Below are 24,355 nucleotides of genomic sequence, written 5' to 3'. Positions count from 1 at the left end.
GGTCGACAGCTCGTGTCGCGCCCGCGGTGTTTCGCGTATTCAGTTGTGAAGTCTGTGGTTAGAGCTGTACCCCGCCGGCGGCGAGATCGATCTTGAGCTGGTGCGTCTCCTCGGGCGACAGCTCTACCAGCGGCAGCCGGAGGGGGCCCGCGGGGCGGCCCTGGAGGGTGAGCGCCGCCTTCGTGGTGATCACACCCTGCGTACGGAACATCCCGGTGAAGACCGGGAGCAGCTTCTGGTGGATCTCCGTGGCCTTCTGCACGTCGCCCGTGAGGTGTGCCTCCAGGAGGGCGCGCAGCTCCGGGGTGACGACGTGGCCGACGACGGAGACGAAGCCGCACGCGCCGACGGAGAGGAGCGGGAGGTTCAGCATGTCGTCGCCGGAGTACCAGGCGAGGCCCGAGCGGGCGATGGCCCAGCTGGCGCGGCCGAGGTCGCCCTTGGCGTCCTTGTTGGCGACGATCCGGGGGTGCTCGGCGAGGCGGACGATCGTCTCGGTGTTGATCGGTACGCCGCTGCGGCCCGGGATGTCGTAGAGCATGACCGGCAGTTCGGTGCTGTCCGCGATCGCGGTGAAGTGCCGGAACAGGCCCTCCTGCGGGGGCTTGTTGTAGTACGGCGTCACGGTGAGCAGGCCGTGCGCGCCGGCCTGCTCGGCGGCGCGGGCGAGCTCGATGCTGTGCCGGGTGTCGTTCGTGCCGACGCCCGCGACGACGTGGGCGCGGTCTCCGACGGCGTCCACTACGGCTCGTACGAGATCGTTTTTCTCCGCGTCACTGACGGTCGGGGACTCACCGGTGGTGCCGTTGATGACGAGGCCGTCATTGCCTGCGTCCACCAGGTGGGCGGCGAGCTGCTGCGCGCCGTCGAGGTCGAGTGCGCCGTCCGCCTTGAAGGGCGTGACCATGGCGGTGAGGACCCTCCCGAAGGGGGTCTGCGGAGTGGAGGTCGGAGCCATGGGTAACACGCTACTCGCTGCTCAGCGCGGGGTCGCCCCTCGGGGGATGCGAGCGGACCTGTCAAGTGTGGAGCCCGGCACTGCCTGCTCGGGGGTTCAAGCAGTGCCGGGTCCGTTTGATCAGGCTAGGTGAACTTCCCGAAATGCCGCAATACGGACACTTCACTCGGCCCACCCGTACATCAGTGCCTTACGGCGCCACGCGTCCGTTCTTGTTGAAGGCCGCGTGCGTCAGCGGCATCAGTTCGGCCCAGTGCTGCTCCATCTTCTCGCCGACCATCTCGATCTCCCGCTGCGGGAAGGACGGGACGGTGGCGAGCTCGTGCTGCGTGCGCAGGCCGAGGAAGTGCATCAGCGAACGGGCGTTGCACGTCGCGTACATCGAGGAGTAGAGGCCCACGGGGAGCACCGCTCGGGCGACCTCGCGGGCCACACCGGCTTCGAGCATCTCCTGGTACGCCTCGTACGCCTGGCGGTACGAGTCCTCCATGACGCGGCCCGTCAGCTCCTGCTGGGCCTGGGTGCCCTCGACGAACTCGTACTTGCCGGGGCGGCCCTGCTGGACCAGCTTGCGGGACTCACCGGGGACGTAGAACACCGGCTGGAGCTCCCTGTAGCGACCCGACTCCTCGTTGTACGACCAGCCGACGCGGTGGCGCATGAACTCGCGGAAGACGAAGATCGGAGCACTGATGAAGAACGTCATCGAGTTGTGCTCGAAGGGGCTGCCGTGGCGGTCCCGCATCAGGTAGTTGATCAGGCCCTTGGAACGCTCCGGGTCCTTCTGGAGCTCTTCGAGGGACTGCTCGCCCGCCGTGGAGACACGGGCTGCCCACAGGACGTCGGAGTCGGTGGCGGCGTGCTTCACCAACTCGACGGTGACCTCGCTGCGGAAGCTGGGCTTGAGGTCTTCGGTGGGGGTCTCGCTCACTGGCGGGGGTCCTTCCGTATGCGGCACTCGGGGCGGCGCCCACTCTATGGCCCGCCACTGACAATCGGCCGTTCGGTGACCCGCTACGACATTCTTCGACTAATTTGCCGAAACAGGGCACCTTTTGGGCGTTTCGAGCGTCTGTCTTAGTAACAGAGTCCACAGAGCTCCGTTCGAGACCCGTGAGGAGAAGCGCGCCCCATGTTCCGTCGGCGAGAGCCCGTCCCGTTCGCCTTCATCGCCGAAGCCGACAAGTTCCGCAGCAACGTCACTCCCCCGCCCCGCGAACGCGCCTCGGCCAGTCAGATCCTGGGGCGCACCCTGATGGGACTGACCGTCGTGGCCGGTCTCGTGGGATCCCTGATCTTCGGGATGCCCGCGATGTCCGCCGATCAGTCACCCGCCAAGACACAGCAGTCCGAAGCGTCCGACGGACGCTGATCAGCGCCTGACCTGCGCCTGACCGGCTCAGGTACCCCCTTGGCCCCCCAAGGGTGGTCGCGGGGGACGCGGCTCGATAGCCTCACCGGGCACAGCCCGTGCGTGGATCGAGTGAGGATCAGCCCGTGCCCCTGCCCTTCCTGACCGCGGACCGCGCTTTCGAAGAGACGGACGACACCGCCCTGCCCTTCGACGACCGCGACCAATGGCGTCGGCCCTACCGGCCGGGACCGTGGCGGGTGGGGTCCGGCGCACTCCTGCTGCTGCTCGCCTCTTTCGTCCTCGTCGCCGCCGTGATCATCGCGTTCGCCGGCTCCCTCGCGGGAGCGGCGATCTGCGCGGGGTTCGCCCTGCTCATCATCGCGAGCGCCCTGCGGCTGCTGCGCATGGGCACCTGGGTGAGCGCGCGGGGGCTGCGCCGCGTCGGTTTCCTGACCACCCAGACCGTGCCGTGGGCCCAGATCGCGGCCGTACGGACGGCGCAGCAGCCGGTGCGCTGGCTCGGGCTGCCGCGGACCGTGCAGGGGCAGGCGCTCGTTCTCGTACGCCGTGATCAGCGGGCCGAGGCGCAACAGCCGTTGCTGACCGACCGGAACGCCGACTTCCTGGCGCGGCACGAAGCCTTCGACCGGGCGGCCGACTCCATCGAGGTGTGGGCCGACGAGTACGGGCGCACGGCCTAGGCCCTGTCGTCAAACTCCCGTCTGCCCCGCGACGTCTGGCACCCACGCTCGCGGCGTTGCCGGAATGCCCGAGTAGGCCCACTACGAGGACATCCCGGCGCCTTGCGATCGCACGCACCAGACGCCGCGGGGCCGCCCTTCGGGCGACGACGGGAGTGTGACGACAGGGCCTAGGGACCAGCTGCCCACCACGGACTACGCGTTGATCGCCCTGCCTTCGTGCAGGGCGATCGCGCGTTGCATGGCCTTGCGCGCGCGGGGCGTGTCCCTGGCGTCGTGGTAGGCGACCGCCAGACGGAACCAGCAGCGCCAGTCGTCCGGGGCGTCCTCCGTCTCGGCCTTGCGCCGGGCGAAGACCTCGTCGGCCGAGTCGCGGTCGATGCGGCCGCCCGGCGTGCGCTTCAACTCGTCGACGGGGAGGCCGCCTTCGGCCTCCAGTTCGGCGGCGAGGCGGTTGGCGTTCCGGACGAACTGGGTGTTCTTCCAGAGGAACCAGACGCCGATGACCGGCAGGATGAGCACCGCGACACCGAAGGTGACGGTGAGGACGGTGCCGTGCTGTATCAGGAGCACGCCGCGGCTGCCGACCAGGACGAAGTAGACGACCAGGACGGCAGCCGTGACGGCGTAGGTGATTTTCGCTCGCATGAGGGTCAGGCGCTCAGCTCAGGTCCAGGAAGTGTTCCAGGCCGAACGTCAGGCCCGGCGTGCTCACCACGCGGCGCGCGCCGAGCAGGATGCCCGGCATGAAGCTGCTGTGGTGCAGCGAGTCGTGCCGGACCGTCAGGGTCTCGCCCTCGCCGCCGAGCAGGACCTCCTGGTGGGCCAGGAGGCCGCGCAGGCGCACCGAGTGCACGGGGACGCCGTCGACGTCCGCGCCGCGGGCGCCGTCCAGGGCCGTCGTCGTGGCGTCGGGCTGCGGGGCGCTGCCCGCCGCCCTGCGCGCCTCGGCGATGAGCTGAGCGGTGCGCGTGGCGGTGCCGCTGGGGGCGTCGGCCTTGTTCGGGTGGTGCAGCTCGACGACCTCGACGGACTCGAAGTACGGCGCCGCGAGCTGCGCGAACTTCATCGTCAGGACCGCGCCGATGGAGAAGTTCGGCGCGATGAGCACGCCCGTCTCCGGGGACTCGGCCAGCGAGGCCCGCAGCCGCGCGAGGCGCTCGTCGGTCCAGCCGGTCGTGCCGACGACGGCGTGGATGCCGTGTCGTACGCAGAAGTCGAGGTTGTCCATCACCGAGTCGGGGTGGGTCAGCTCGACCGCGACCTGGGCGCCGGTCTCCGCCAGCGTCTCCAGGGCGTCGCCCCGGCCGAGCGCCGCGACCAGTTCCATGTCGTCGGCGGCCTCGACGGCCTTGACGGCCTCGGAGCCGATGCGGCCCTTGGCGCCGATGACCGCCACGCGCAGCTTGCTCATGTCCTTCATTCCTTATGGGAGTCGGTCCCCTGGGGGACTACGCGACCGCTTCGTGGAGCCGGGCCGCCTGCTTGTCCTTGAGCGGGCCGATGGCCGAGAGGGACGGGCGGCGGCCGAGCACGTCGCGGGCCACCTCGCGCACCTCGTCGGGGGTGACCGCGGAGATCTTGGCCAGCATCTCGTCGACCGACATGTGCTCGCCCCAGCAGAGCTCGCTCTTGCCGATGCGGTTCATGAGGGCGCCGGTGTCCTCGAGGCCCAGGACCGTGGAGCCCGCGAGCTGGCCGATGGCACGGCCGATCTCGTCGTCCGACAGACCGTGCTGCGCGACCTGGTCGAGCTCGTCGCGGCAGATCTTCAGGACGTCGTGCACCTGGCTGGGGCGACAGCCCGCGTACACCCCGAAGAGGCCGGTGTCCGCGAAGCCCGACGTGTACGAGTACACGCTGTAGGCCAGGCCGCGCTTCTCCCTGACCTCCTGGAAGAGGCGCGACGACATGCCGCCGCCGAGCGCGGTGTTCAGGACGCCGAGGGCCCAGCGGCGCTCGTCGGTGCGGGCCAGGCCCGGCATGCCGAGGATGACGTGCGCCTGCTCGGTCTTGCGGTTGACGATCTCGACGCGGCCCGAGGTGCGCAGGGCGCGGGAGCCCTGGCGCGGGATCATCGGGGTCGCGTCGGTGCGCTGGAGGGCGCCCGCCTTCTCGAAGGCGGCGCGGACCTGGCGTACGACCTTCTGGTGATCCACGTTGCCCGCGGCGGCGACCACCAGGTGGGTGGGGTCGTAGTGCTTGCGGTAGAAGCGGCGGATGCGGTCGGCGGTCAGGGCGTTGATCGTGTCGACCGTGCCGAGGACCGGGCGGCCGAGGGGGGTGTCGCCGAGCATCGTGTGCGCGAACAGGTCGTGCACGCAGTCGCCCGGGTCGTCCTCGGTCATGGCGATCTCTTCGAGGATGACGCCGCGCTCCGCGTCGACGTCCTCCTGGAGGATCAGGGAGCCCGTCAGCATGTCGCAGACGACGTCTATGGCGAGCGGCAGATCGGTGTCGAGCACGCGCGCGTAGTAGCACGTGTACTCCTTCGCCGTGAAGGCGTTCATCTCGCCGCCGACCGCGTCGATCGCGGACGAGATGTCGAGGGCACTGCGCTTGCTCGTGCCCTTGAAGAGGAGGTGCTCCAGGTAGTGCGTGGCGCCGTTCAGGGACGGGGTCTCGTCCCTGGAGCCCACGTTCGCCCAGATGCCGAAGGTCGCCGAGCGGACGGAGGGCAGGGTCTCCGTGACGACGCGGAGGCCGCCGGGGAGGGTGGTCCTGCGGACCGTGCCGATGCCGTTCTCGCCCTTGATCAGGGTTTGGGTACGGGCGACGGCCCGCGCCTCCGAGGAGGTGCGGGCCGTCGTCGTGGTGCTACGCGACGTCACTTGTCGGTGTCGTCCTTCTTGTCGTCGTCCTCTTCACCCTCGATGACGGGGATGAGGGACAGCTTGCCGCGGGAGTCGATCTCGGCGATCTCGACCTGGACCTTCTGGCCCACACCGAGGACGTCCTCGACGTTCTCCACGCGCTTGCCGCCGGCGAGCTTGCGGATCTGCGAGATGTGCAGCAGACCGTCCTTGCCCGGCATGAGCGAGACGAACGCACCGAAGGTCGTCGTCTTCACGACGGTGCCCAGGTAGCGCTCGCCGACCTCCGGCATGGTCGGGTTGGCGATGCCGTTGATCGTGGCGCGGGCGGCCTCGGCCTGCGAGCCCTGCGCGGCACCGATGTAGATGGTGCCGTCGTCCTCGATCGTGATGTCGGCGCCGGTGTCCTCCTGGATCTGGTTGATCATCTTGCCCTTGGGGCCGATGACCTCACCGATCTTGTCCACCGGGATCTTGACGGTGATGATGCGCGGCGCGTTCGGGGACATCTCGTCCGGAACGTCGATGGCCTCGTTCATCACGTCGAGGATGTGCAGGCGCGCGTCGCGGGCCTGCTTCAGCGCGGCGGCCAGGACCGAGGCGGGGATGCCGTCGAGCTTGGTGTCGAGCTGGAGCGCGGTCACGAACTGCTTCGTACCGGCGACCTTGAAGTCCATGTCACCGAACGCGTCCTCCGCACCGAGGATGTCGGTGAGGGCCACGTAGTGCGTGTCGCCGTCGATCTCCTGGGAGATCAGACCCATGGCGATGCCGGCGACGGCGGCCTTCAGCGGCACACCGGCGTTCAGCAGCGACATGGTGGAGGCGCAGACCGAGCCCATGGACGTCGAGCCGTTGGAACCGAGGGCCTCGGACACCTGACGGATCGCGTACGGGAACTCCTCGCGCGTCGGCAGGACCGGCACGATGGCGCGCTCGGCGAGGGCGCCGTGGCCGATCTCGCGGCGCTTGGGCGAACCCACGCGGCCGGTCTCACCGACCGAGTACGGCGGGAAGTTGTAGTTGTGCATGTAGCGCTTGCGCGTCACCGGGGAAAGGGTGTCGAGCTGCTGCTCCATGCGGAGCATGTTGAGGGTGGTGACGCCCAGGATCTGGGTCTCGCCACGCTCGAACAGCGCCGAGCCGTGCACGCGCGGGATGGCCTCGACCTCGGCGGCCAGCGTACGGATGTCCGTGACGCCGCGGCCGTCGATGCGGACCTTGTCCTTGATGATGCGCTCGCGGACCAGCTTCTTGGTCAGCGCGCGGTAGGCACCGGAGATCTCCTTCTCGCGGCCCTCGAACTGCGGGAGCAGCTTCTCGCCGGCGATCTCCTTGACGCGGTCCAGCTCGGCCTCGCGCTCCTGCTTGCCCGCGATGGTGAGCGCCTGGGCGAGCTCGGTCTTGACCGCGGCGGTCAGGGCCTCGAGCACGTCGTCCTGGTAGTCCAGGAAGACCGGGAAGTCGCCGGTGGGCTTGGCGGCCTTGGCGGCGAGGTCCGACTGGGCCTTGCAGAGGACCTTGATGAAGGGCTTCGCGGCTTCCAGACCGGCGGCGACGACCTCTTCGGTCGGGGCCTCGGCGCCGTCCTTCACCAGCTGGATGGTCTTCTCGGTGGCCTCGGCCTCGACCATCATGATCGCGACGTCGCCGTCCTCGAGGACGCGACCGGCGACCACCATGTCGAAGACGGCGTCCTCGAGCTCGGTGTGCGTCGGGAAGGCGACCCACTGGCCCTTGATGAGCGCCACGCGCGTGCCGCCGATCGGGCCCGAGAAGGGCAGGCCCGCCAGCTGCGTGGAGCAGGAGGCGGCGTTGATCGCGACCACGTCGTACAGGTGGTCGGGGTTGAGCGCCATGATCGTCTCGACGATCTGGATCTCGTTGCGCAGGCCCTTCTTGAAGGAAGGACGCAGCGGGCGGTCGATCAGGCGGCAGGTGAGGATCGCGTCCTCGGAGGGGCGACCCTCACGGCGGAAGAACGAACCGGGGATCTTGCCCGCGGCGTACTGCCGCTCCTCGACGTCCACCGTGAGGGGGAAGAAGTCGAGCTGGTCCTTGGGCTTCTTGGACGCGGTGGTGGCCGACAGCACCATGGTGTCGTCGTCCAGGTACGCGACGGCGGAGCCGGCGGCCTGCTTGGCCAGGCGGCCCGTCTCGAAGCGGATGGTGCGGGTGCCGAAAGTGCCGTTGTCGATGACGGCCTCGGCGTAGTGGGTCTCGTTCTCCACTAGCGTTTTCTCCGTTACTTGTCGTCTTTCGTCCCCGGGCCCGTGTGGCGGGGGGACGGGGCGGAGAAGCGCGCCTCGGGTGCGGGCCGGTCTTCGATCGAAGCACCCGGGGCTGTTCGTCTGCGCATCCCGGGGGCCACTACCGAGGACCGGCGGCGGCTGGGGCGCCTCTCCTCGTCATTCGTTCATTTGTTCGCACGGGTGTGATGGCCCGTCCTTCGCGCGGAATGGACGGTCCGTTTCCGTCCCTTCCGTCACCGCGTGTGCGGTAATGCGCAATGCGTTGTGCGACCAGACTACAAAGCGTCGGTGACACTGCGCACGTACAGCAAAGGGAGCGGCCCCCTTCGAGTGCTTCGAGTGGGAACCGCTCCCTTCACGACGTCTTACTTGGCGCCCGCCGCACCGCGGCGGATGCCCAGGCGCTCAACCAGGGCACGGAAGCGCTGGATGTCCTTCTTGGCCAGGTACTGCAGAAGGCGGCGACGCTGGCCGACCAGGATCAGCAGACCACGGCGGGAGTGGTGGTCGTGCTTGTGCGTCTTGAGGTGCTCGGTCAGGTCGGAGATCCGACGGGAGAGCATGGCGACCTGAACCTCGGGGGAGCCGGTGTCGCCCTCCTTCTGGCCGAACTCGGTCATGATCTGCTTCTTCGTAGCGGCGTCGAGCGACACGCGTACTCCTCGTAGTCTTTTCGTGGCCACCGAGTGCCCCTGGTCCACATCTCAGGGGAGCTTCCATGACTCGGGAGGCGGGGTCCGCTGGGCGCTTCCTCCAGGGTCTCCGAGGGAGGTCCGGGGGAGCGTAGACATGCGGCCGTTACACAGGGTACCAGCCAGCCTGTCCACGATTCGCCGGTGGCCTCCGGCGCCTACCGCCCGGGCGGTAGGTCCGGGCTCGGCCGGTCAGCCGGTCAGCGGGCGCGCTGCCGCGAGAAGGTCCGGGTTTCGGGTCGGCGGGTGCGTCGCGGTCGGCGTCGCCAAGGTCGCAGTGTCCATGACATACGGGAGGGGCGTGGGGCCTCTCGTGCGGGTGAGCGTCCCGCTCCCCATCCCGGCGTCCCATGCCGCCAAGTAGGCTGAACCCACGGTTGGTTCGCACGTCGGGAAAGGGCCGGTTCGTCATGGGCGAAGGACAGGACGAGGACGTCAAGGCGCGCAAGGAGCGGGAGAAGGACGAGCTCTACGCCCTCGACATCTCCGGCGTCGAATGGAGCAGCGCGCCCGGTACGGAACAGGACGAGGAGCGGGTCGAGATCGCTTACCTGCCGGCGGGGGCCGTCGCGATGCGGTCGTCGTTGGACCCTGACACCGTGCTGCGGTACACCGAGGCGGAGTGGCAGGCCTTCGTGCTGGGAGCGCGGGACGGAGAGTTCGACCTGGAGCCGACCACGCGGAACGGCGGACTGCCGGCGGACGGCGCGGACGCCACCGGGTGAGTGCGGTCCACCCTGCCGATGCGGGGTGGAGGACGAAGCGTGGGAACGAAGCGTGGGAACGAGGGGAGCCGGGGCTCGTGACAGAGCCCCGGCTCCCCTTCGTTTATCGGTGAATTCGCGGCGAAGTGCCGGTCGTTGGGGGAATTGTCCGTCGCGGATTGATGTACGCGGATCGCTCCTGGATGGGGCGTGACGTAATGGACAGCATTGGTGGGGTGGACTGCCCTGCCGTGCTCGTGGTTTTGGTGATTAGGCTGGGACAGGGCGCAACGCCAGAACCCGTGAGCGGTTCGTGCGCGTCCCTCAACGGGGAGAGCCAGGCGGATCGGACGACAGGAACGGTCGCCCCCCACCACGGCACGAGGGTGCTCGACCACACCAGGAGGCATTGTGAACAGCGATCGGGACGAGATCCGCGGGGGCTGGGACACACCCGTCGATGATCAGTCCGACGCGGAGTCCGCTGCCGAGACGACGGGCGAGTTCACCATCGACTACGCCCCGCCCGCCTGGTACACGCAGAACGCGTCCGGCAGTGCGGGGGAGACTCCGTCCGCGCCGCCTGTCTCGACGCCGCCCGCCCCCGCGCCGGCCGCTCCGGACCCGGCCCCGGAACCTGCCCCGGAACCTGCCCCGGGACCGGCCTCGGGACCGGCCGCAGGACCCGCCTCGGTCCCCTTCGTTCCTGCTCCGGTGGCTCCGCCCGTCTTCACGCCGCCCTCCGCTCCGCCCGTCACCCCCGTGGGAGACGCTCCTTCGTCTTCCGATTCCGAGGCGTCGTCCAGTGCTGCGCCCGCGCCCAGCGCGCTGCCCAAGCTTCCCGTGGGGAACGGGTTCCTGCCCGCCTCCCCGTCATCGGACGACGCCTCGGTCGGCGCGTCCGGCAGCGGTGCATCCGACTGGAGCGGGGCCCTCGCCGGGCCCGCCGCCTCCGTTCACGTGACCGGTGTGGTGCCGAAGAGCGAGGTCGACTCCCTCGCCGCAGCCAAGGATGCCGAAGAGCTTGCTGCCGCCTCTTCACCCGTTGCCGAGAGCCTGGGGGGTGGCGATCTTGAGAGTGGCGCCACCATGCGGTTCTCCGCCCATGCGCTGAAGCGGGAGATCGAGGAGCGGGACAAGGAGAAGCGGGAGAAGAAGGAGAAGGAGAAGGAGAAGGAGAAGGAGTCGTCGGGCGAGGGCGACTCGGACGCGGGCGGATCGGGCAAGGACGGATCGGGCGCGGACGGATCGGGCGCGGGTGAGTCCGCGGTCGTACCTCCGCTTCCCGCCATGCCTCCGGCGCCGGTGCCCGCCCCCGTCGTGGACCCCGCTCCCGTCGTGGACGAAGTCGCCGACGACTCGGCGGACCCGGACGAGGACGGCGGTGACGAGCTGGCCGTGGCCGCCGAGGACGTCGCCGAGGTCGATGTCGATGGTGAGGCGGAAGCGGAGGCTGAGGCAGAAGCCGCCGATGGCGACCTGCCTTCCGTTCACTCGGGTCACGAGCAGGAGCAGGAGCAGGAAGAGGAGGAGAAGAAGCCTGAGGCTTCCGCTCCCGAAGCCGTCGCCCCCGTCGACGACGTGCAGGACTCCGTGCCGCCCGCCTGGACCCAGCCGCCCGCGCAGCAGGGCGGGCTCCCTCCGCTGCCGCCTGCCTATCAGCCCGCCGCTCCGACCTCCGCGCCGCAGTGGCCCGCGCCCACGCCGACTCCCCCGCCCGCGCAGCCGGTGCAGCCCGAGCCCGTACAGGCGCAGGCCCCGGTGCCCGCACCCGCCCCGGCTCAGCCGCACCCCCAGCAGCAGCCTCCGGTCCAGGCCCAGCCGCCGGTCGCGCCGCAAGCACCCGTCGTACCGCAGGCACAGCCACCGGCACAGCCGCAGCCGCAGCCCCAGGCCCAGCCGCAGCACGGCAGTTACGGGTTCCCGCAGGCGGGTCCGCAGGGCACTCCCCCGGCCGGTTACGGCTTCCCGCAGCCCGGTCAGCCCGGGCAGCCCGGGCAGCCCGCTCCCGGTACTGGTTACGGGTTCCCGCAGCCGCCCGCGCCGCAGGAGCAGCAGCCGTTCCCCGCCCAACCGCAACCGCAACCGCAGGCCCAGCCCCAACCCCCCGTCCAGGCGCAGCCTCCGATGCAGCCGCAGGCTCCCCAGCCGCCGCAGCAACAGCAGCAGCAGGTCCCGGCCCCGCAGCCGGAGCAGCCCGGCCAGATGGCGGGGCACCCGGAGCAGCCCCCGATCGACCCCCGCACCGGCGCCGCCTGGCCGCAGGCCCTGCAGCACGACCAGCGCGAGCGCACCAATCCCGGTGCGCCGCTCGGGTACACCGCCGCCGTCGAGCTCTCCTCCGACCGGCTCCTCCGCAACAACAAGCCGAAGGCGAAGAGCAGCCGTCCCGTGGGCGGCGGTTCGCGGTTCAAGCTCGGCGGCAAGAAGGAAGAGGCCGAGCGGCAGCGGAAGCTGGAGCTGATCCGGACACCGGTCCTTTCCTGCTACCGCATCGCCGTCATCAGCCTCAAGGGCGGCGTCGGCAAGACGACCACCACCACGGCGCTCGGTTCGACGCTCGCCACCGAGCGGCAGGACAAGATCCTCGCGATCGACGCCAACCCCGACGCCGGTACGCTCGGGCGCCGCGTGCGCCGTGAGACCGGGGCCACCATCCGTGACCTCGTGCAGGCCATCCCGTACCTCAACTCGTACATGGACATCCGCCGCTTCACCTCGCAGGCGGCGTCCGGGCTCGAGATCATCGCCAACGACGTCGACCCGGCCGTCTCGACGACCTTCAACGACGAGGACTACCGGCGCGCGATCGACGTACTCGGCAAGCAGTACCCGATCATCCTCACCGACTCGGGTACGGGACTCCTGTACAGCGCCATGCGTGGGGTCCTCGACCTCGCCGACCAGCTCATCATCATCTCGACCCCGTCCGTGGACGGCGCGAGCAGCGCGTCGACGACGCTGGACTGGCTCTCCGCGCACGGGTACGCGGATCTGGTCTCGCGGTCCCTCACCGTCATCTCCGGTGTGCGCGAAACCGGCAAGATGATCAAGGTCGACGACATCGTGTCGCACTTCGAGACGCGGTGCCGCGGCGTCGTCGTCATCCCCTTCGACGAGCACCTCGCCGCCGGTGCCGAGGTCGACCTCGACATGATGCGGCCGAAGGTGCGGGAGGCGTACTTCAATCTCTCCGCGTTGGTGGCGGAGGACTTCGTGCGGGCTCAGCAGCAGCAGGGGCTGTGGACGTCGGACGGGAACCCGCCGCCGCACATGGCTCCGCCGATGCCGGGGCAGCAGCAGGCCCAGCCGTACGGGGGGCAGGCGCCTCAGCCCGGACAGGCGCCCTACCCGGGGCAGGGTCAGCCGTACGCTCAGCCGCAGGCGCCCTATCCGGGGCAGCCTGCGCAGCCCGGGCAGTACGGGTATCCGGGGCAGCCCGGTGGGGCTCAGGGGTGGCAGTCGACCGGGCCTTCGCAGGCACACTCCGCGCCGGGGGCGGTGCCGCCGCCTCAGCCGCAGCAGCACCAGCAGCCGCAGCCGCAGCACCAGCAGCCCGCGCAGCCTCAGCACCCCGGGCAGCCCCAAGCCGTCCAGCCCGGAGCTCCCTTCCAGCCCGGGGCACCTTTCCAGCCGGGTCAGCCCGCGGCGCCCGGCGAGCAGCAGCCGACGCCTCCGCCGCCTCCGCAGCAGTAATCCCCCTACGACTGCCTCCAGTGGGCCCGCACCGTTCTCGGTGCGGGCCCACCCGCGTTTCCCCCCTCGTCAAGCGCACTCCGGAACGCCTGCCCACAGCTGCTGCCACCCCCTCACCAGCCATGCGTCAAAGGTCTTGACCAATGCGGATGAAATCCCGGTCAACTCGTTATTTCCGCAGGCCACATGGGGTTCACCTGCCGTTGACGCGCGCAGACTGGCGCTGGTAGACACTCACATCAACCAGCTGACGTCCCTTGATCACACAACGTGCAACAAGCGTTCAACCAGCCATCCCTGCGCGAGCGATGACGCGAGGTCACCGAGCCATGGACACACAAGATCAGCACGGCAGAACAGCAGCACCGAAGACCACAGCACCCCGCCGACCCCGCGGCCGCCTGAGGATCGCACTCGCCGGTGGCGCCGCCGCGTTCACTCTGACGGCCGGTCTCGCCACGCCGCTCAATCCGGCCCCGCAACAGGCCGAGGCCAAGGCGGGTGACGGCAAGAAGGTGCTGACCGTCGCCGTCGCGCAGAGCGTCGACTCGCTCAGTCCCTTCCTCGCCCAGCGGCTGCTCAGCACCAGCATCCACCGGCTCACGTACGAGTACCTGACGAACTACGACGCCGAGAACAACAAGGCGATCCCCGGCTTCGCCACCTCGTGGAAGCCCTCGGCCGACAAGCTGACCTGGACGTACACCATCCGGGGGGACTCCAAGTGGTCTGACGGCAAGCAGGCGACCGCCGATGACGCGGCGTGGACGTTCAACAAGGTGATGTCCAAGGAGGGCACCGCCACCTCGAACTCCAACTTCGTCACCAACTTCAAGAAGGTGACCGCGCCCAGCCCCACCAAGCTGGTCATCGAGCTGAAGAAGCCGCAGGCGACCATGGCCGCCCTCGACGTGCCGATCGTCCCCAAGCACGTCTGGGAGAAGGTCGACGACATCTCGAAGTTCAACAACGACAAGATGCCCGTCGTCGGCAACGGACCGTTCGTCCTCACGGACTACAAGACGGACCAGTACGTGAAGCTCAAGGCCAACAAGGACTTCTGGCGCGGCACGCCCAAGTTCGACGAGCTGGTCTTCAAGACGTACAAGGACCAGGACGCCGCCGTGTCCGCCCTCAGGAAGGGCGAGGTGTCGTTCGTCGCCGGGCAGCCCGCGCTCACTCCCGCGCAGGCCGCCTCGCTCAAGAACGAGAAGAACATCAAGGTCAACGAGGGGCCCGGGCGACGCTTCTTCGCCCTCGCCACCAATCCGGGCGCCAGGACGCTGGACGGCAAGAAGTTCGGTGACGGCAACCCTGCCCTGCTCGACAAGAAGGTCCGCCAGGCGCTGTTCCTCTCGGTCGACCGCAAGGCCATCGTCGACAAGGTCTTCCAGGGGCATGCCGTGGAAGGCGCGGGCTACATCCCGCCGCGCTTCTCCGACTACGCCTGGAAGCCGTCCGCCGACCAGGAGCTGACGTACGACCCGAAGCGGGCCGCCAAGCTCCTCGACGAGGCGGGCTACAAGAAGAACGGTGACGGCAAGCGCGTCGGCAAGGACGGCAAGCCGCTGGACTTCCGCATCCTGTGTCACGCCACCGACCCCAACGACAAGGCGGTCGGCAAGTACCTGAAGGAGTGGTGGGGCGATCTGGGCATCGGGCTCAAGGTCGACTGCCTGGACGACGTGTCCGTGCCCTGGTACGCGGGCGAGTACGACCTCGCCTTCGACGGCTGGTCGGTCAACCCCGACCCGGACTTCGTGCTCGGCATCCACACCTGCGCCGCGCTGCCGAAGAAGGCCAAGGAGAGCGCCGCCACCGACAACTTCATCTGCGACAAGAAGTACGACGACCTCTACGCCAAGCAGCTCGCCGAGTACGACCCGGCCAAGCGCGCGGACATCGTCAAGCAGATGGAGTCGTGGCTCTACGACTCGGGATACATGAACGTCCTCGCGTATCCGAACGCCGTCGAGGCCTACCGCACCGACCAGATCAAGTCCATCACCACCATGCCGAAGGCCGCGGGCAACATCTACGGCCAGGACGGATATTGGAGCTGGTGGTCGGCCGTGCCCGCGGAGGGGAAGAGTTCCTCCAAGGACGGCAGCTCGACCGGTGTCATCATCGGTATCGCCGCTGCCGCGGTGGTGCTCGTGGGCGGCGGAGCCCTGTTCGCCCTGCGCCGCCGTTCGACCGCAGAGGACCGCGAGTAACGCATGACCGCTGACAGCAATCCCGCACTGCTCGACACCGAGGGCCCGCTGGGTCCCGGGGCCGACGGCGACCCGGCAGCCGCCGGGCTGCCGTCGGCCCGCGGGCCGCGCGCCCGCGACACCCGCGCCTATCTCCTCTATGTGGCGGGCAAGATCGGCGGCGCCGTCGTGTCGCTGTTCGCCGTGCTCGTCACCAGCTTCTTCCTGTTCCGGCTCATCCCCGGCGACCCGGTCAAGCAGATGACGGGCGGCAAGCGCGTCTCCGCCGAGCAACTGGCCGCGATGCGCAAGGAGTTCGGCCTCGACAAGTCCGTCATGGCCCAGTTCCTCGACTACACGGGCAACGTCCTGACCGGTGACTTCGGCACCTCTTACCAGTTCCACGCGCCGGTCATGGACAAGATCACGGAGGCGCTCCCCGCGACCCTCCTGCTCACCGGAACGGCGTACGTCCTCTACACGCTCATCGGCATCTGGCTGGGCACCCGCACGGCCTGGCGCAACGGCAAGCTCGGCGACCGCTTCAACACCGGGCTCGCGCTGACGCTGTACTCCGTGCCGTCGTTCTGGCTCGGACTGCTGCTGATCATCACGTTCGCGGTGGGCATCGGGCCGATTCCGGGGATGTTCCCGACCGGCGGCCTGGAATCGGGCGGCGAGACGGGCATCGCGTACGTCCTCGACGTCGCGCACCACATGGTGCTTCCCGTGATCACCCTGGTCGCCGTCGGCTACGCGCAGACGCTGCTCGTCATGCGCTCCTCGCTGCTCGACGAGATGGGCAGCGACTATCTGACCACCGCGCGCGCCAAGGGGCTGCGCGACGATCTCGTACGCCGTCGGCACGCCGTCCCGAACGCGCTGCTGCCGACCGTCACGCTGATGTTCGTCAACCTCGGCACGGTGGTGGCGGGCGCGATCCTCGTCGAGACCGTCTTCTCCTGGCCGGGGCTCGGCGGGCTCTTCTACTCGGCCCTCAGCGTGCCCGACCTGCCGCTGGTGCAGGGGCTCTTCTTCGTCTTCTCCACCGCGGTGATCCTGATGAACACCCTGGCCGACGTGATCTATCCGCTGCTCGATCCCCGGGTGGGCCGATGACGACCGAATCCGCACCGACCGCCCCGGCAACGGCTTCCAAGAGCGCGCGCTCGCTCGCCTGGACCCGGCGCAGGCACTCCGCCGCCCGGTTCTGGCGCGAGTACCGCACGCACAAGGCCGGGCTCTTCGGGCTCGCCGTGCTCGCCGTGATCGGGCTCGCCGCGATCTTCGCGCCGCTGCTCGTCGGCGCGGACGCGCAGAGCGTGACCGACGCGCCGGGCAAGCCGATGGAGTCGCCGAGCGGCGAGTTCCCGCTCGGCACCGACCAGTTCGGCCGCGATCTGCTGGGGCTCCTGGTGTGGGGCGCGCGCATCTCGCTCTCCGTGGGGCTGCTCGCGGCCGTCCTCTCGGTGGCCATCGGCACCCTGGTGGGGATCACGGCGGGACACTTCAAGGGCTGGTACGCGACGGTCATCATGCGCGTCACCGACTGGTTCCTCGTGATGCCGACCCTGGTGCTCGCCATCGCCCTCGCGTCCGTCATGTCCCGGTCGATCTGGACGATCATCCTGGCGATCGGCGTGACGACCTGGCCGACGACGGCGCGCCTGGTCCGCGCGCAGACGCTCGCCGTGGAGTCGCGCCCCTACATCGAGCGGGCCCAGGCGCTCGGCGGCGGCCACGGCCACATCATGACCCGGCACGTGCTGCCCAACGTCATGCCGCTCGTCCTCGCGCAGACCACCCTCGTCATCTCCGGCGCCATCCTCACCGAGGCGACGCTCGCCTTCCTCGGCCTCGGCGACCCGACGAACGTCTCGTGGGGCGGACTGCTCCAGGACGCGCGCGAGGCGGGCGCGGTCAGCGCCGGCCACTGGTGGTACCTCGCCCCGCCCGGCCTCGCCATCGCGATCGTCGCGCTGGCGTTCACGCTGTGCGGCCGCGCCGTGGAATCCGTGCTCAACCCCAGGCTGGGGGCCTCCCGTTGAACCATGTGAGCAACGACGACGTAGCAGCAGGCGGTGCGCGCCCGGCCGAGCAGCGCCTCCTGGACGTCAAGAACCTCGAAGTGACGTACGCGAACGGCGCCGCCGCCGTCCGCGGCGTGCACCTCTCCGTCGACGCGGGCCAGAAGCTCGGCGTCGCGGGCGAGTCCGGCTGCGGCAAGTCGACGCTCGCGCTCGCCCTGCTCCGCCTCCTTCCCGCGGGCACCAAGGTGTCCGGCGAGATCCTGCTCGACGGCGAGGACGTCCTCACCATGAAGTGGGGGCGGGTCCGCGCGGTGCGCTGGGCGGGCGCGTCCATCGTCTTCCAGGGCGCCATGCACTCGCTGAACGCGGTGCACCGCATCGGCGACCAGATCGCCGAGCCGATCCTGCTGCACAAGAAGGCCACGCAGACCGGCGCGAAGAAGAAGGTCGGCGAACTCCTCGAACACGTGGGACTGCCCGCCGCCCGCGCCGACGCCTATCCGCACGAGCTGTCCGGCGGCCAGCGCCAGCGCGTGATGATCGCGATGGCGCTCGCCTGCGACCCGCGCCTGATCATCGCCGACGAGCCGACCACCGCGCTCGACGTGATGATCCAGGCCCAGATCCTGCGCCTGATCGAGCAGTTGGTGGCCGAGCAGGACCTCGGCCTGATGATGATCAGCCATGACCTCGCGGTGCTCTCCGACACCTGCGACCGGCTCGCGGTGATGTACGCGGGCCGCGTCGTCGAGGAGGGCCCCGCGTCCGAGGTCTACGAGAACGCCCGGCATCCGTACGGCAAGGCCCTGTCCGCCGCCTTCCCGCGGATCGGCGACGCGGCGTCGCGGTTCGCCCCGCGCGGCCTGCCGGGCGATCCGCCCGACCCGTCCGCGCTCCCCTCCGGCTGTACGTTCCATCCGCGCTGCCCGGTCGCCCTCGACTCCTGCGCCACCGACGACCAGGCCCTGCGGGACGCGGGCCCGCACCACCGGTCGGCCTGTGTCCACGCGGGCTCCCAGCTCCCCGCGCAGCCCACATCCGCATCGGCCGCGGAGCGCACATCGTGAACCAGAGCACGCCGACGAACCACGAGGAGCCGCGCATGACCACCGAGGCCCCGGGCGGTCCGCTCCTGTCGGCCGCCGACCTGCACATCGCCTTCCCCGGCCGACGGGGCGCGCCGACCGCACGCGCCGTGGACGGCGTCGACCTCGACATCAAGGCCGGTGAGATCGTCGCCCTGGTCGGCGAGTCGGGCTGCGGCAAGACGACGCTCGCCCGCTCCCTGCTGGGCCTGGTGCCGCCGACCACCGGCAAGGTGACGTTCGCGGGGAAGCCCCTCGACTACTCCGGCCGCGCCCTCAAGGCGTACCGCAAGCGGGTCCAGCTGGTCCTCCAGGATCCCAGCGGCTCGCTCAACCCCCGGCACACCGTGTACGACGCGGTGGCCGAGGGGCTGCGCATCCACGGCTACGCGGGCGACGAGCGGGCCGCGGTCGCCGACGCCCTCTCCCGGGCGGGCCTGCGCCCGCCGGAGCGGTTCTTCCTGCGCTACCCGCACGAGCTGTCGGGCGGCCAGCGCCAGCGCGTGGTCATCGCGGGCGCGCTCGTCCTGGAACCGGAACTCATCGTCGCCGACGAGCCGGTGGCCTCCCTCGACGCGTCCGTGCGCGGCGAGATCCTCGCGCTGCTGCTCCGGCTGCGCGACGAACTCGGCCTGTCCGCGTTGGTGGTGACGCACGATCTGGGGCTCGCCTGGAACATCGCGGACCGCGTGGCGGTGATGTATCTGGGCCGGATCGTGGAGACGGGGACGGTGGAGGAGGTGCTGACGTCTCCTCAACACCCTTATACGCAGGCGCTGTTGTCGGTGCTGCCCGAGGCGCCGGGTGACCCCGTGGTCCTCACGGGTGAGCCGCCGGATCCGTCGCGCATTCCCGGCGGGTGCCGGTTCCATGCTCGGTGCCAGGTGCTTTTCTCTGGCGAGGCGGAGCGGGTGGGGGTTGCGGATCGGTGCCGGGGGGAGGATCTGCCGGTTCTTTCCGGTGCGGGGGAGACGCAGGTTGCCTGTCACTGGGCGGTGGCGCGGTAGTCCCTGCCGGGGTCTGTTGTCACGCGACCGCGGGCCGGTGGGGGCTTGTCGCGCAGTTCCCCGCGCCCCTGCCCGAACCGCCCCTGCCCGTGCCGGGCCCCGTAAGGGGCGCGGGGAACTGCGCGAGCAACCACGACGCACCCGCGGCCGAAGGGCTACGCCTCCGCCGCCTCAACCAGCTCGCGGGACCGCTTGACGTCATCCGCCATCGCGACCAGCAACGTCTCGATCGAGTCGAACTTCGCCATCCCCCGCACGAACGCGAGGAACTCCACGGCGACGTGCAACCCGTACAGATCGAGCCCGACGCGGTCGATCGCGTACGCCTCGACCGTCCGCTCGGTCCCGTCGAACGTCGGATTCGTGCCGACCGAGATCGCCGCGGGCATCGCCTCGCCCTCGACGTGCAGCCACCCGGCGTACACGCCGTCCGCGGGGACCGCCGTGTGCGGCAGGGTCTCCACGTTGGCCGTGGGGAAGCCGAGCTCGCGCCCGCGCTGGGCGCCGCGCACGACGATGCCCTCGACGCGGTGCGGGCGGCCGAGGATCTCCGCGGCGCCCGTCACGTCGCCCTCGGCGACCAGGCGGCGCGTCAGCGTGGAGGAGAACGGCTCGCCGCCGCCCGCCGCGCCGCTGACGTACAGGTCGACGACGTCGACCTCGTAGTCGTACGTCTTGCCGAGCTCGGTCAGGAAGTCGACGTTGCCCGCGGCCTTGTGGCCGAAGCGGAAGTTGGGGCCCTCGACGACCACGCGCGCGTGCAGCTTGTCGACCAGGACCTTCACGACGAAGTCGGCGGGCGACAGCTTCGAGAACTCGGTGGTGAAGGGGAGGATGAGCAGCGCGTCCACGCCGAGGTCGGCCATCAGCTCGGCGCGCCGGTGGTGCGGGGCGAGCAGCGGCGGGTGACTGCCGGGGCGCACGACCTCGCTGGGGTGCGGGTCGAAGGTGACGACCACGGCGGGCACGCCGAGCTCACGGGCGCGCTCCACGGCGCGGCCGATGATCAACTGGTGCCCGCGGTGCACGCCGTCGTAGGAACCGATGGTGACGACGCTGCGCCCCCAGTCCTGGGGGATGTCCTCCAAGCCACGCCAGCGCTGCACTTCTTTGCTCCTCGCCGAACCCGTGTTTGTCACGTACTTCTGTACGTTCCCGATGCCGATTGCGCAGGTCTAAGACTGCCATGCCGACCGGTTCCCGCTCGCATCGGTGTCTCATCGGAGGGGGTGGCGGGGGTCACTGCGGTCCGGGCGGGGACCCGGCCCCCGTCCGCGATGCCGCCCAGCGTGCGGCGCGCGCTCGGGCCGACCAGCGCCGCCCACTCGTGCGGCGCCGCGCCGATCCAGCGGGTGACGAGCGCGGCGAAGCCCGGTTCGGAGCGGGCCAGTTCCACCAGGCGCCGGTCGAAGCAGACCGCGCCCTCGGGAGTGGGCACCAGGAGCAGCGCGGTGCGGTGGACCCGCTCGCGCGTACGGGCCTCGCCGCACTCGGGAAGAGCACGGACCACCGAGCACAGGACGCTCTCCAGGACGGCACGGTCCCGCTCCTGGCTCAGCAGTACGTCGAGCAGCTCGCCCCGCAGCTCCCGCGACGCGGCGGTGCCCGGCGCGGCGAGGACCGGCGCGAGGGCGGCACGCACCTGGGCGGGGCGGCTGTGCAGCAGGCCCGCGACCAGGGGAAAGAGCACGGCGCGTACGCCAGGACCCTGTTCGAGCCGCCGGTCGATGTACGCGGCGGCGGGTCCTGCCGCCTCGGGGCGGGCCTCCAGGAGGTCGTGCACGAGGGTGGCCACGCGGCGCGCCAGGGTGGGCGTCGTGACGTCGGCGAGGCTGCACAGGACGTCGTCGGCGGGCCGTCCGGGCGCGTGCAGGCGGGCCCGGAAGGCGGCGAGCACCGGATCGGGGTGGGTGGCGGCGGCCTCGGCGAGGGCGCTCGCGGGCAGCTGGGGGTCGCCGTCCGCGAAGTGCCGCAGGGCCCGGGCCAGGTGCCGTGACCGGGTGTGCGGATCGCGGACGAGGAGGGCGAGGGCGGCGCCGTGCAGGGTGTCGTCGGCCGGGCGGGCGAGCAGCGCGAAGGCGGCGTACCTGAGCAGCTCCCTGTCGGCCTCGGTGACGGTGTGCGGGGCGGCACGCAGGCCGTAGGCGACGGCGGCCACCCGGCGCGCGGGCCGCTCGTCGTGGGCCCAGCGGTCCACCGCGCGGCAGACCGCGGACGGCTCCTCCTCGGCGAGGGCGGCGAGCAGCTCGTCGGCGCGGGCGTTGGCGCACGCGACCAGGGCCTCGATCAGGTCGTCGATGGCGCGGTGCCGGTGGGTGTGGAGGAGCGCCTGCGCAGCGGAGGCGACGGTGGCGTCGGGCGCGGCGTCCAGCGGCCGCTCGTCGGCGAACCACCGGGCGAGGTGCGGCTGGACGCCCGCGGGATCCTCGGCGAGCAGCTCGGCGACGGCGTCCAGACAGCGGTCGGGGGTGCCCGGTGGCCCGTCCCGCACCACGCGCCGCCGCAACAGGTCGAACCGCGCGTCCTCCCCCAGCGGCAGCCCGAGCCAGAACCCGGTCCCGAACTCCCCCCGCTCGGCAAGGACCCCGAGCACCCCGAGGTACGGCGTGGCGTCCCCCACCCGCGACAGCACCTCCGACAGGAGCCTCCCGGCCCACCACCTCCCGTCCCTGGCCTCATTCCCCTCGGCCCCCTTGCTGCCGACGGCGCCGAGCTCCCCCAGCGCGTCCACCAACTCCCCCAGCCGCGAGGCCAGCTCGGCCGCCCCCCGCTGCCTTCCCAGGGAGAGCAGCGCCTGGATCACGGGGCCCACCCGGTGGCGCGGGACCGGCAGCGGGCGGGGGCCCCGCGGAAGCGGGCCCGGGGAGCGGTGGCGGTGGACCAGGGAGGACAGGGCGCCGTCCACGTCGAGGTGGAGGCCCTGGATCCAGTCGGCGAGTTCCTCGTGCGCGAAGCGGTAGCCCGACCCGGCGGGCACGAGCAGGCCCTCCGTGAGGACCGCTGAGGCCCACCCCGTGCAGGTGTCGAACCCCTTGCCCGGCAGCGCGCCCCACGGGAACACCTCCTCGAAAGCGGCCCGGTCGAGCTCGCCCTGACCGGGGCCGAGACAGCGCCGCGCCGCCTCGTGGAGCTGCCCCGACACCTGCGCCGCCAGGCGCCGCACGGCGGTCCCCCGCACTCCGTTCGCCGCCGCGAGCCGCACCGCGACCCGCAGGCACTGCAGGTCCAGGTGGGCCGCGAAGACCTCCGCGCGGTCCGGCCTGCCCGGCGGCGGCGCGTCCGGCAGCGCGGCCCGCACTTCCCTGAGCAGCCGCAGCGCCAGCGGATGCCGCGCGTCGGCGGTGGCGAGGGCGCCCTCCGGGATGCCGTACCGCGCACGGGCCCGCGCGGCCTGCGGCCCCGGCAGGTCACCGAGCCGTACGCAGCCGGGCAGACCGTCACCGGGGACCGAACCGTGCAGCGACGCCGCGTCGAAGTACGCCCCCGCCTGCTCCCAGTACTCCGCGCGGCAGGCGACGACGAGGCGCGCCCCGACCTCCCGCAGCCACGCGGCCGTGCCGTCGCTCCACCCGGCCAGCCGGTGCGCGAGCACGGGCGGCATCTCCTCCGGCCCGTCCAGGAGCAGCAGGAGCGGCCGTCCCGCGTCCCGCGCCACCCGGGCGACCCGCGCCGCCGAGACGTCCCCCAGCCCGTCGTCGGCCGGTGTCCCGTCGGACGCGGCGAGGATCCGGCCCGCGCGCTCCAGGGCGCGCGCCACCGCGTCGGCCACGGACGCGTCGTCGGCCCGCAGGTCGGCGCCGCGCAGCCAGAGCGTGGGGGCGGGCTCGGCACCCCTGGCCCGCCGGGCGGCGAGGGCGGCGAGCTCGGTCGTACGGCCGCTGCCGGGGTCGCCGACGAGTCCGAGCACGCACGCGTGCCCGTCGGCCGCCGTGAAGGCGTCGAACTCCCTTGTCGTGTCGGGCCGTTCGACGGGTTCGAGCTCGGCGGCGCGCGGCCCGTCGGAGCCCAGCGAGGTGGCGGTCAGATGCAGCGCCCCCGCCGTGTTGAGGTCGTCGCCGTACGCCGGGACGGTCGCCTCGTTGCGCGCGAGGAGCTCGGCGAGCGGCCCGCCGGGGTCGGCGGCCGCGGCCTCCCGCAACGGCACGGCGAAGCCCGCGGCACGGTGGGCGAAGGGCGCTTCCCCGGCCGGGGCGCGCTCGGACGCCTGCGGCAGCAGCGCGGTTCCGATGACGGCGAGCACCGCGCCGGACGCGGCGTCGACGACCGGTCCCCCGGCCGCGCCGCCGCCAAGACGCAGCGCGTCCGCGCCCTGTGTGCCGATCGCCAACTCCAGGGCGGCGCCCACCAGATGGAAGCGGTCGGTCGCCGTGTACGTCACCGGGGACGTGCCGAGGACCCGTGCCTCGCGCCACCCGCAGGCGGCGATCCGCACATAGGCGCCGGTCGTCACGGAGTCCCGCACGGTGACGGGCAGGGGCCGCAGATCGAGCCCTTCGGTGCGGACCAGAGCGAGATCGGTGCCGGGCAGCGCCACCACGGCGTCGGCCGGTACGACGCAGGTGCGCTCGCCGGGGCCGTGCAGGACGACCCTGGCGAGGCCGTCGACCGCTTCGTGGCTGGTGATGACCGTGCCGTGCTCGTCGGCGGCGAAGCCCGTACCGCGCGGGCGGCCCGCGAGGTCGCACATCCGCACCAGGGACCGGTCGAGCAGCCGGGTGTCACGCGCTCCGCCGGTGTCCCCCGCACCGCCGGTGTCCCCCGCGCCCTTGGCCCGCGGGCCCCTTCCCCCCATGCCCGAACCTCCCCGCCGCGCCCCGTCCTTCCGACCGTAGGTCGGCGGTGATCAGCGGGACAGAACGCGGCGCGAA

18 protein-coding genes are annotated in these 24,355 nt (G+C 71.1%); 9 read left to right on the top strand and 9 right to left on the bottom strand.

Features of this window, described 5'->3' with window-relative positions:
• Positions 1 to 58: 58 nt before the first annotated feature.
• Both dapA and thyX read right to left on the bottom strand, forming a co-directional pair.
• On the bottom strand, positions 59 to 958 hold the full coding sequence (gene dapA, locus KY5_RS29840) for a 4-hydroxy-tetrahydrodipicolinate synthase (RefSeq protein WP_098245122.1): 900 nt from the start codon (positions 956 to 958) through the stop codon (positions 59 to 61).
• Between the two features lie 190 nt (positions 959 to 1,148).
• A complete protein-coding gene (thyX, locus tag KY5_RS29835) occupies positions 1,149 to 1,889 on the bottom strand; it encodes an FAD-dependent thymidylate synthase (RefSeq protein WP_055548122.1) in 741 nt (246 codons plus the stop codon).
• 201 nt (positions 1,890 to 2,090) lie between these two features.
• Between thyX and KY5_RS29830 the strand changes: the two genes are divergently transcribed.
• Together KY5_RS29830 and KY5_RS29825 are read left to right on the top strand one after the other, a co-directional pair.
• On the top strand, positions 2,091 to 2,330 hold the full coding sequence (locus tag KY5_RS29830) for a hypothetical protein (protein WP_055548124.1): 240 nt from the start codon (positions 2,091 to 2,093) through the stop codon (positions 2,328 to 2,330).
• A 125-nt stretch (positions 2,331 to 2,455) separates the two neighbouring features.
• Positions 2,456 to 3,013, top strand: coding sequence for a PH domain-containing protein (locus KY5_RS29825; RefSeq protein WP_098245121.1), 558 nt, complete (start codon positions 2,456 to 2,458; stop codon positions 3,011 to 3,013).
• 195 nt (positions 3,014 to 3,208) lie between these two features.
• On the opposite strand, the gene KY5_RS29815 is transcribed toward KY5_RS29825, so the two are convergent.
• From KY5_RS29815 to rpsO, 5 genes are all read right to left on the bottom strand, one after another.
• On the bottom strand, positions 3,209 to 3,661 hold the full coding sequence (locus KY5_RS29815; protein WP_098245120.1) for a hypothetical protein: 453 nt from the start codon (positions 3,659 to 3,661) through the stop codon (positions 3,209 to 3,211).
• Between the two features lie 13 nt (positions 3,662 to 3,674).
• A complete protein-coding gene (dapB, locus tag KY5_RS29810; protein WP_098245119.1) occupies positions 3,675 to 4,427 on the bottom strand; it encodes a 4-hydroxy-tetrahydrodipicolinate reductase in 753 nt (250 codons plus the stop codon).
• Between the two features lie 37 nt (positions 4,428 to 4,464).
• Positions 4,465 to 5,844, bottom strand: coding sequence for a M16 family metallopeptidase (locus KY5_RS29805; RefSeq protein WP_098245118.1), 1,380 nt, complete (start codon positions 5,842 to 5,844; stop codon positions 4,465 to 4,467).
• Complete coding sequence (locus KY5_RS29800) at positions 5,841 to 8,057, bottom strand: polyribonucleotide nucleotidyltransferase (RefSeq protein ID WP_098245117.1); 2,217 nt, start codon at positions 8,055 to 8,057, stop codon at positions 5,841 to 5,843. The genes KY5_RS29805 and KY5_RS29800 overlap by 4 nt, the downstream gene beginning before the upstream one ends.
• A gap of 386 nt (positions 8,058 to 8,443) precedes the next feature.
• Complete coding sequence (rpsO, locus tag KY5_RS29795; RefSeq protein WP_055548137.1) at positions 8,444 to 8,731, bottom strand: 30S ribosomal protein S15; 288 nt, start codon at positions 8,729 to 8,731, stop codon at positions 8,444 to 8,446.
• Positions 8,732 to 9,180: 449 nt separating this feature from the next.
• Here rpsO and KY5_RS29790 point away from each other — a divergent pair, with 449 nt between their 5' ends.
• From KY5_RS29790 to KY5_RS29760, 7 genes are all read left to right on the top strand, one after another.
• Positions 9,181 to 9,495 carry a DUF397 domain-containing protein gene (locus tag KY5_RS29790; RefSeq protein WP_098245116.1) on the top strand — a complete coding sequence of 105 codons (315 nt, stop codon included), beginning with the start codon at positions 9,181 to 9,183 and terminating at the stop codon, positions 9,493 to 9,495.
• Between the two features lie 390 nt (positions 9,496 to 9,885).
• Positions 9,886 to 13,170 (top strand): SCO5717 family growth-regulating ATPase, encoded by a 3,285-nt coding sequence (locus KY5_RS29785; RefSeq protein WP_098245115.1) that lies wholly within the window; start codon positions 9,886 to 9,888, stop codon positions 13,168 to 13,170.
• A gap of 329 nt (positions 13,171 to 13,499) precedes the next feature.
• Positions 13,500 to 15,386, top strand: coding sequence for an ABC transporter substrate-binding protein (locus KY5_RS29780; RefSeq protein WP_098245114.1), 1,887 nt, complete (start codon positions 13,500 to 13,502; stop codon positions 15,384 to 15,386).
• Between the two features lie 3 nt (positions 15,387 to 15,389).
• Positions 15,390 to 16,484, top strand: a complete 1,095-nt coding sequence (locus KY5_RS29775; RefSeq protein ID WP_098245113.1) for an ABC transporter permease — start codon at positions 15,390 to 15,392, stop codon at positions 16,482 to 16,484.
• Positions 16,481 to 17,413, top strand: coding sequence for an ABC transporter permease (locus KY5_RS29770; protein ID WP_098245112.1), 933 nt, complete (start codon positions 16,481 to 16,483; stop codon positions 17,411 to 17,413). The genes KY5_RS29775 and KY5_RS29770 overlap by 4 nt, the downstream gene beginning before the upstream one ends.
• The gene (locus KY5_RS29765; protein WP_199843293.1) at positions 17,302 to 18,462 is read left to right on the top strand and encodes an ABC transporter ATP-binding protein; all 1,161 of its coding nucleotides are present in this window, start codon (positions 17,302 to 17,304) and stop codon (positions 18,460 to 18,462) included. The genes KY5_RS29770 and KY5_RS29765 overlap by 112 nt, the downstream gene beginning before the upstream one ends.
• Before the next feature lie 35 nt (positions 18,463 to 18,497).
• A complete protein-coding gene (locus KY5_RS29760) occupies positions 18,498 to 19,487 on the top strand; it encodes an ABC transporter ATP-binding protein (RefSeq protein WP_098247546.1) in 990 nt (329 codons plus the stop codon).
• A 155-nt stretch (positions 19,488 to 19,642) separates the two neighbouring features.
• Here the strand turns inward: KY5_RS29760 and KY5_RS29755 are convergent, their stop codons facing one another.
• Together KY5_RS29755 and KY5_RS29750 are read right to left on the bottom strand one after the other, a co-directional pair.
• The gene (locus tag KY5_RS29755) at positions 19,643 to 20,593 is read right to left on the bottom strand and encodes a bifunctional riboflavin kinase/FAD synthetase (protein ID WP_098245110.1); all 951 of its coding nucleotides are present in this window, start codon (positions 20,591 to 20,593) and stop codon (positions 19,643 to 19,645) included.
• A gap of 29 nt (positions 20,594 to 20,622) precedes the next feature.
• Positions 20,623 to 24,174 carry a trypsin-like peptidase domain-containing protein gene (locus tag KY5_RS29750; RefSeq protein ID WP_098247545.1) on the bottom strand — a complete coding sequence of 1,184 codons (3,552 nt, stop codon included), beginning with the start codon at positions 24,172 to 24,174 and terminating at the stop codon, positions 20,623 to 20,625.
• Positions 24,175 to 24,355: the final 181 nt, after the last annotated feature.

Source organism: Streptomyces formicae (assembly GCF_002556545.1).
Classification (GTDB): domain Bacteria; phylum Actinomycetota; class Actinomycetes; order Streptomycetales; family Streptomycetaceae; genus Streptomyces; species Streptomyces formicae_A.
The sequence above is the reverse complement of the archived record's forward strand: the minus strand, read 5'-3'. Positions and strand labels throughout refer to the sequence as shown.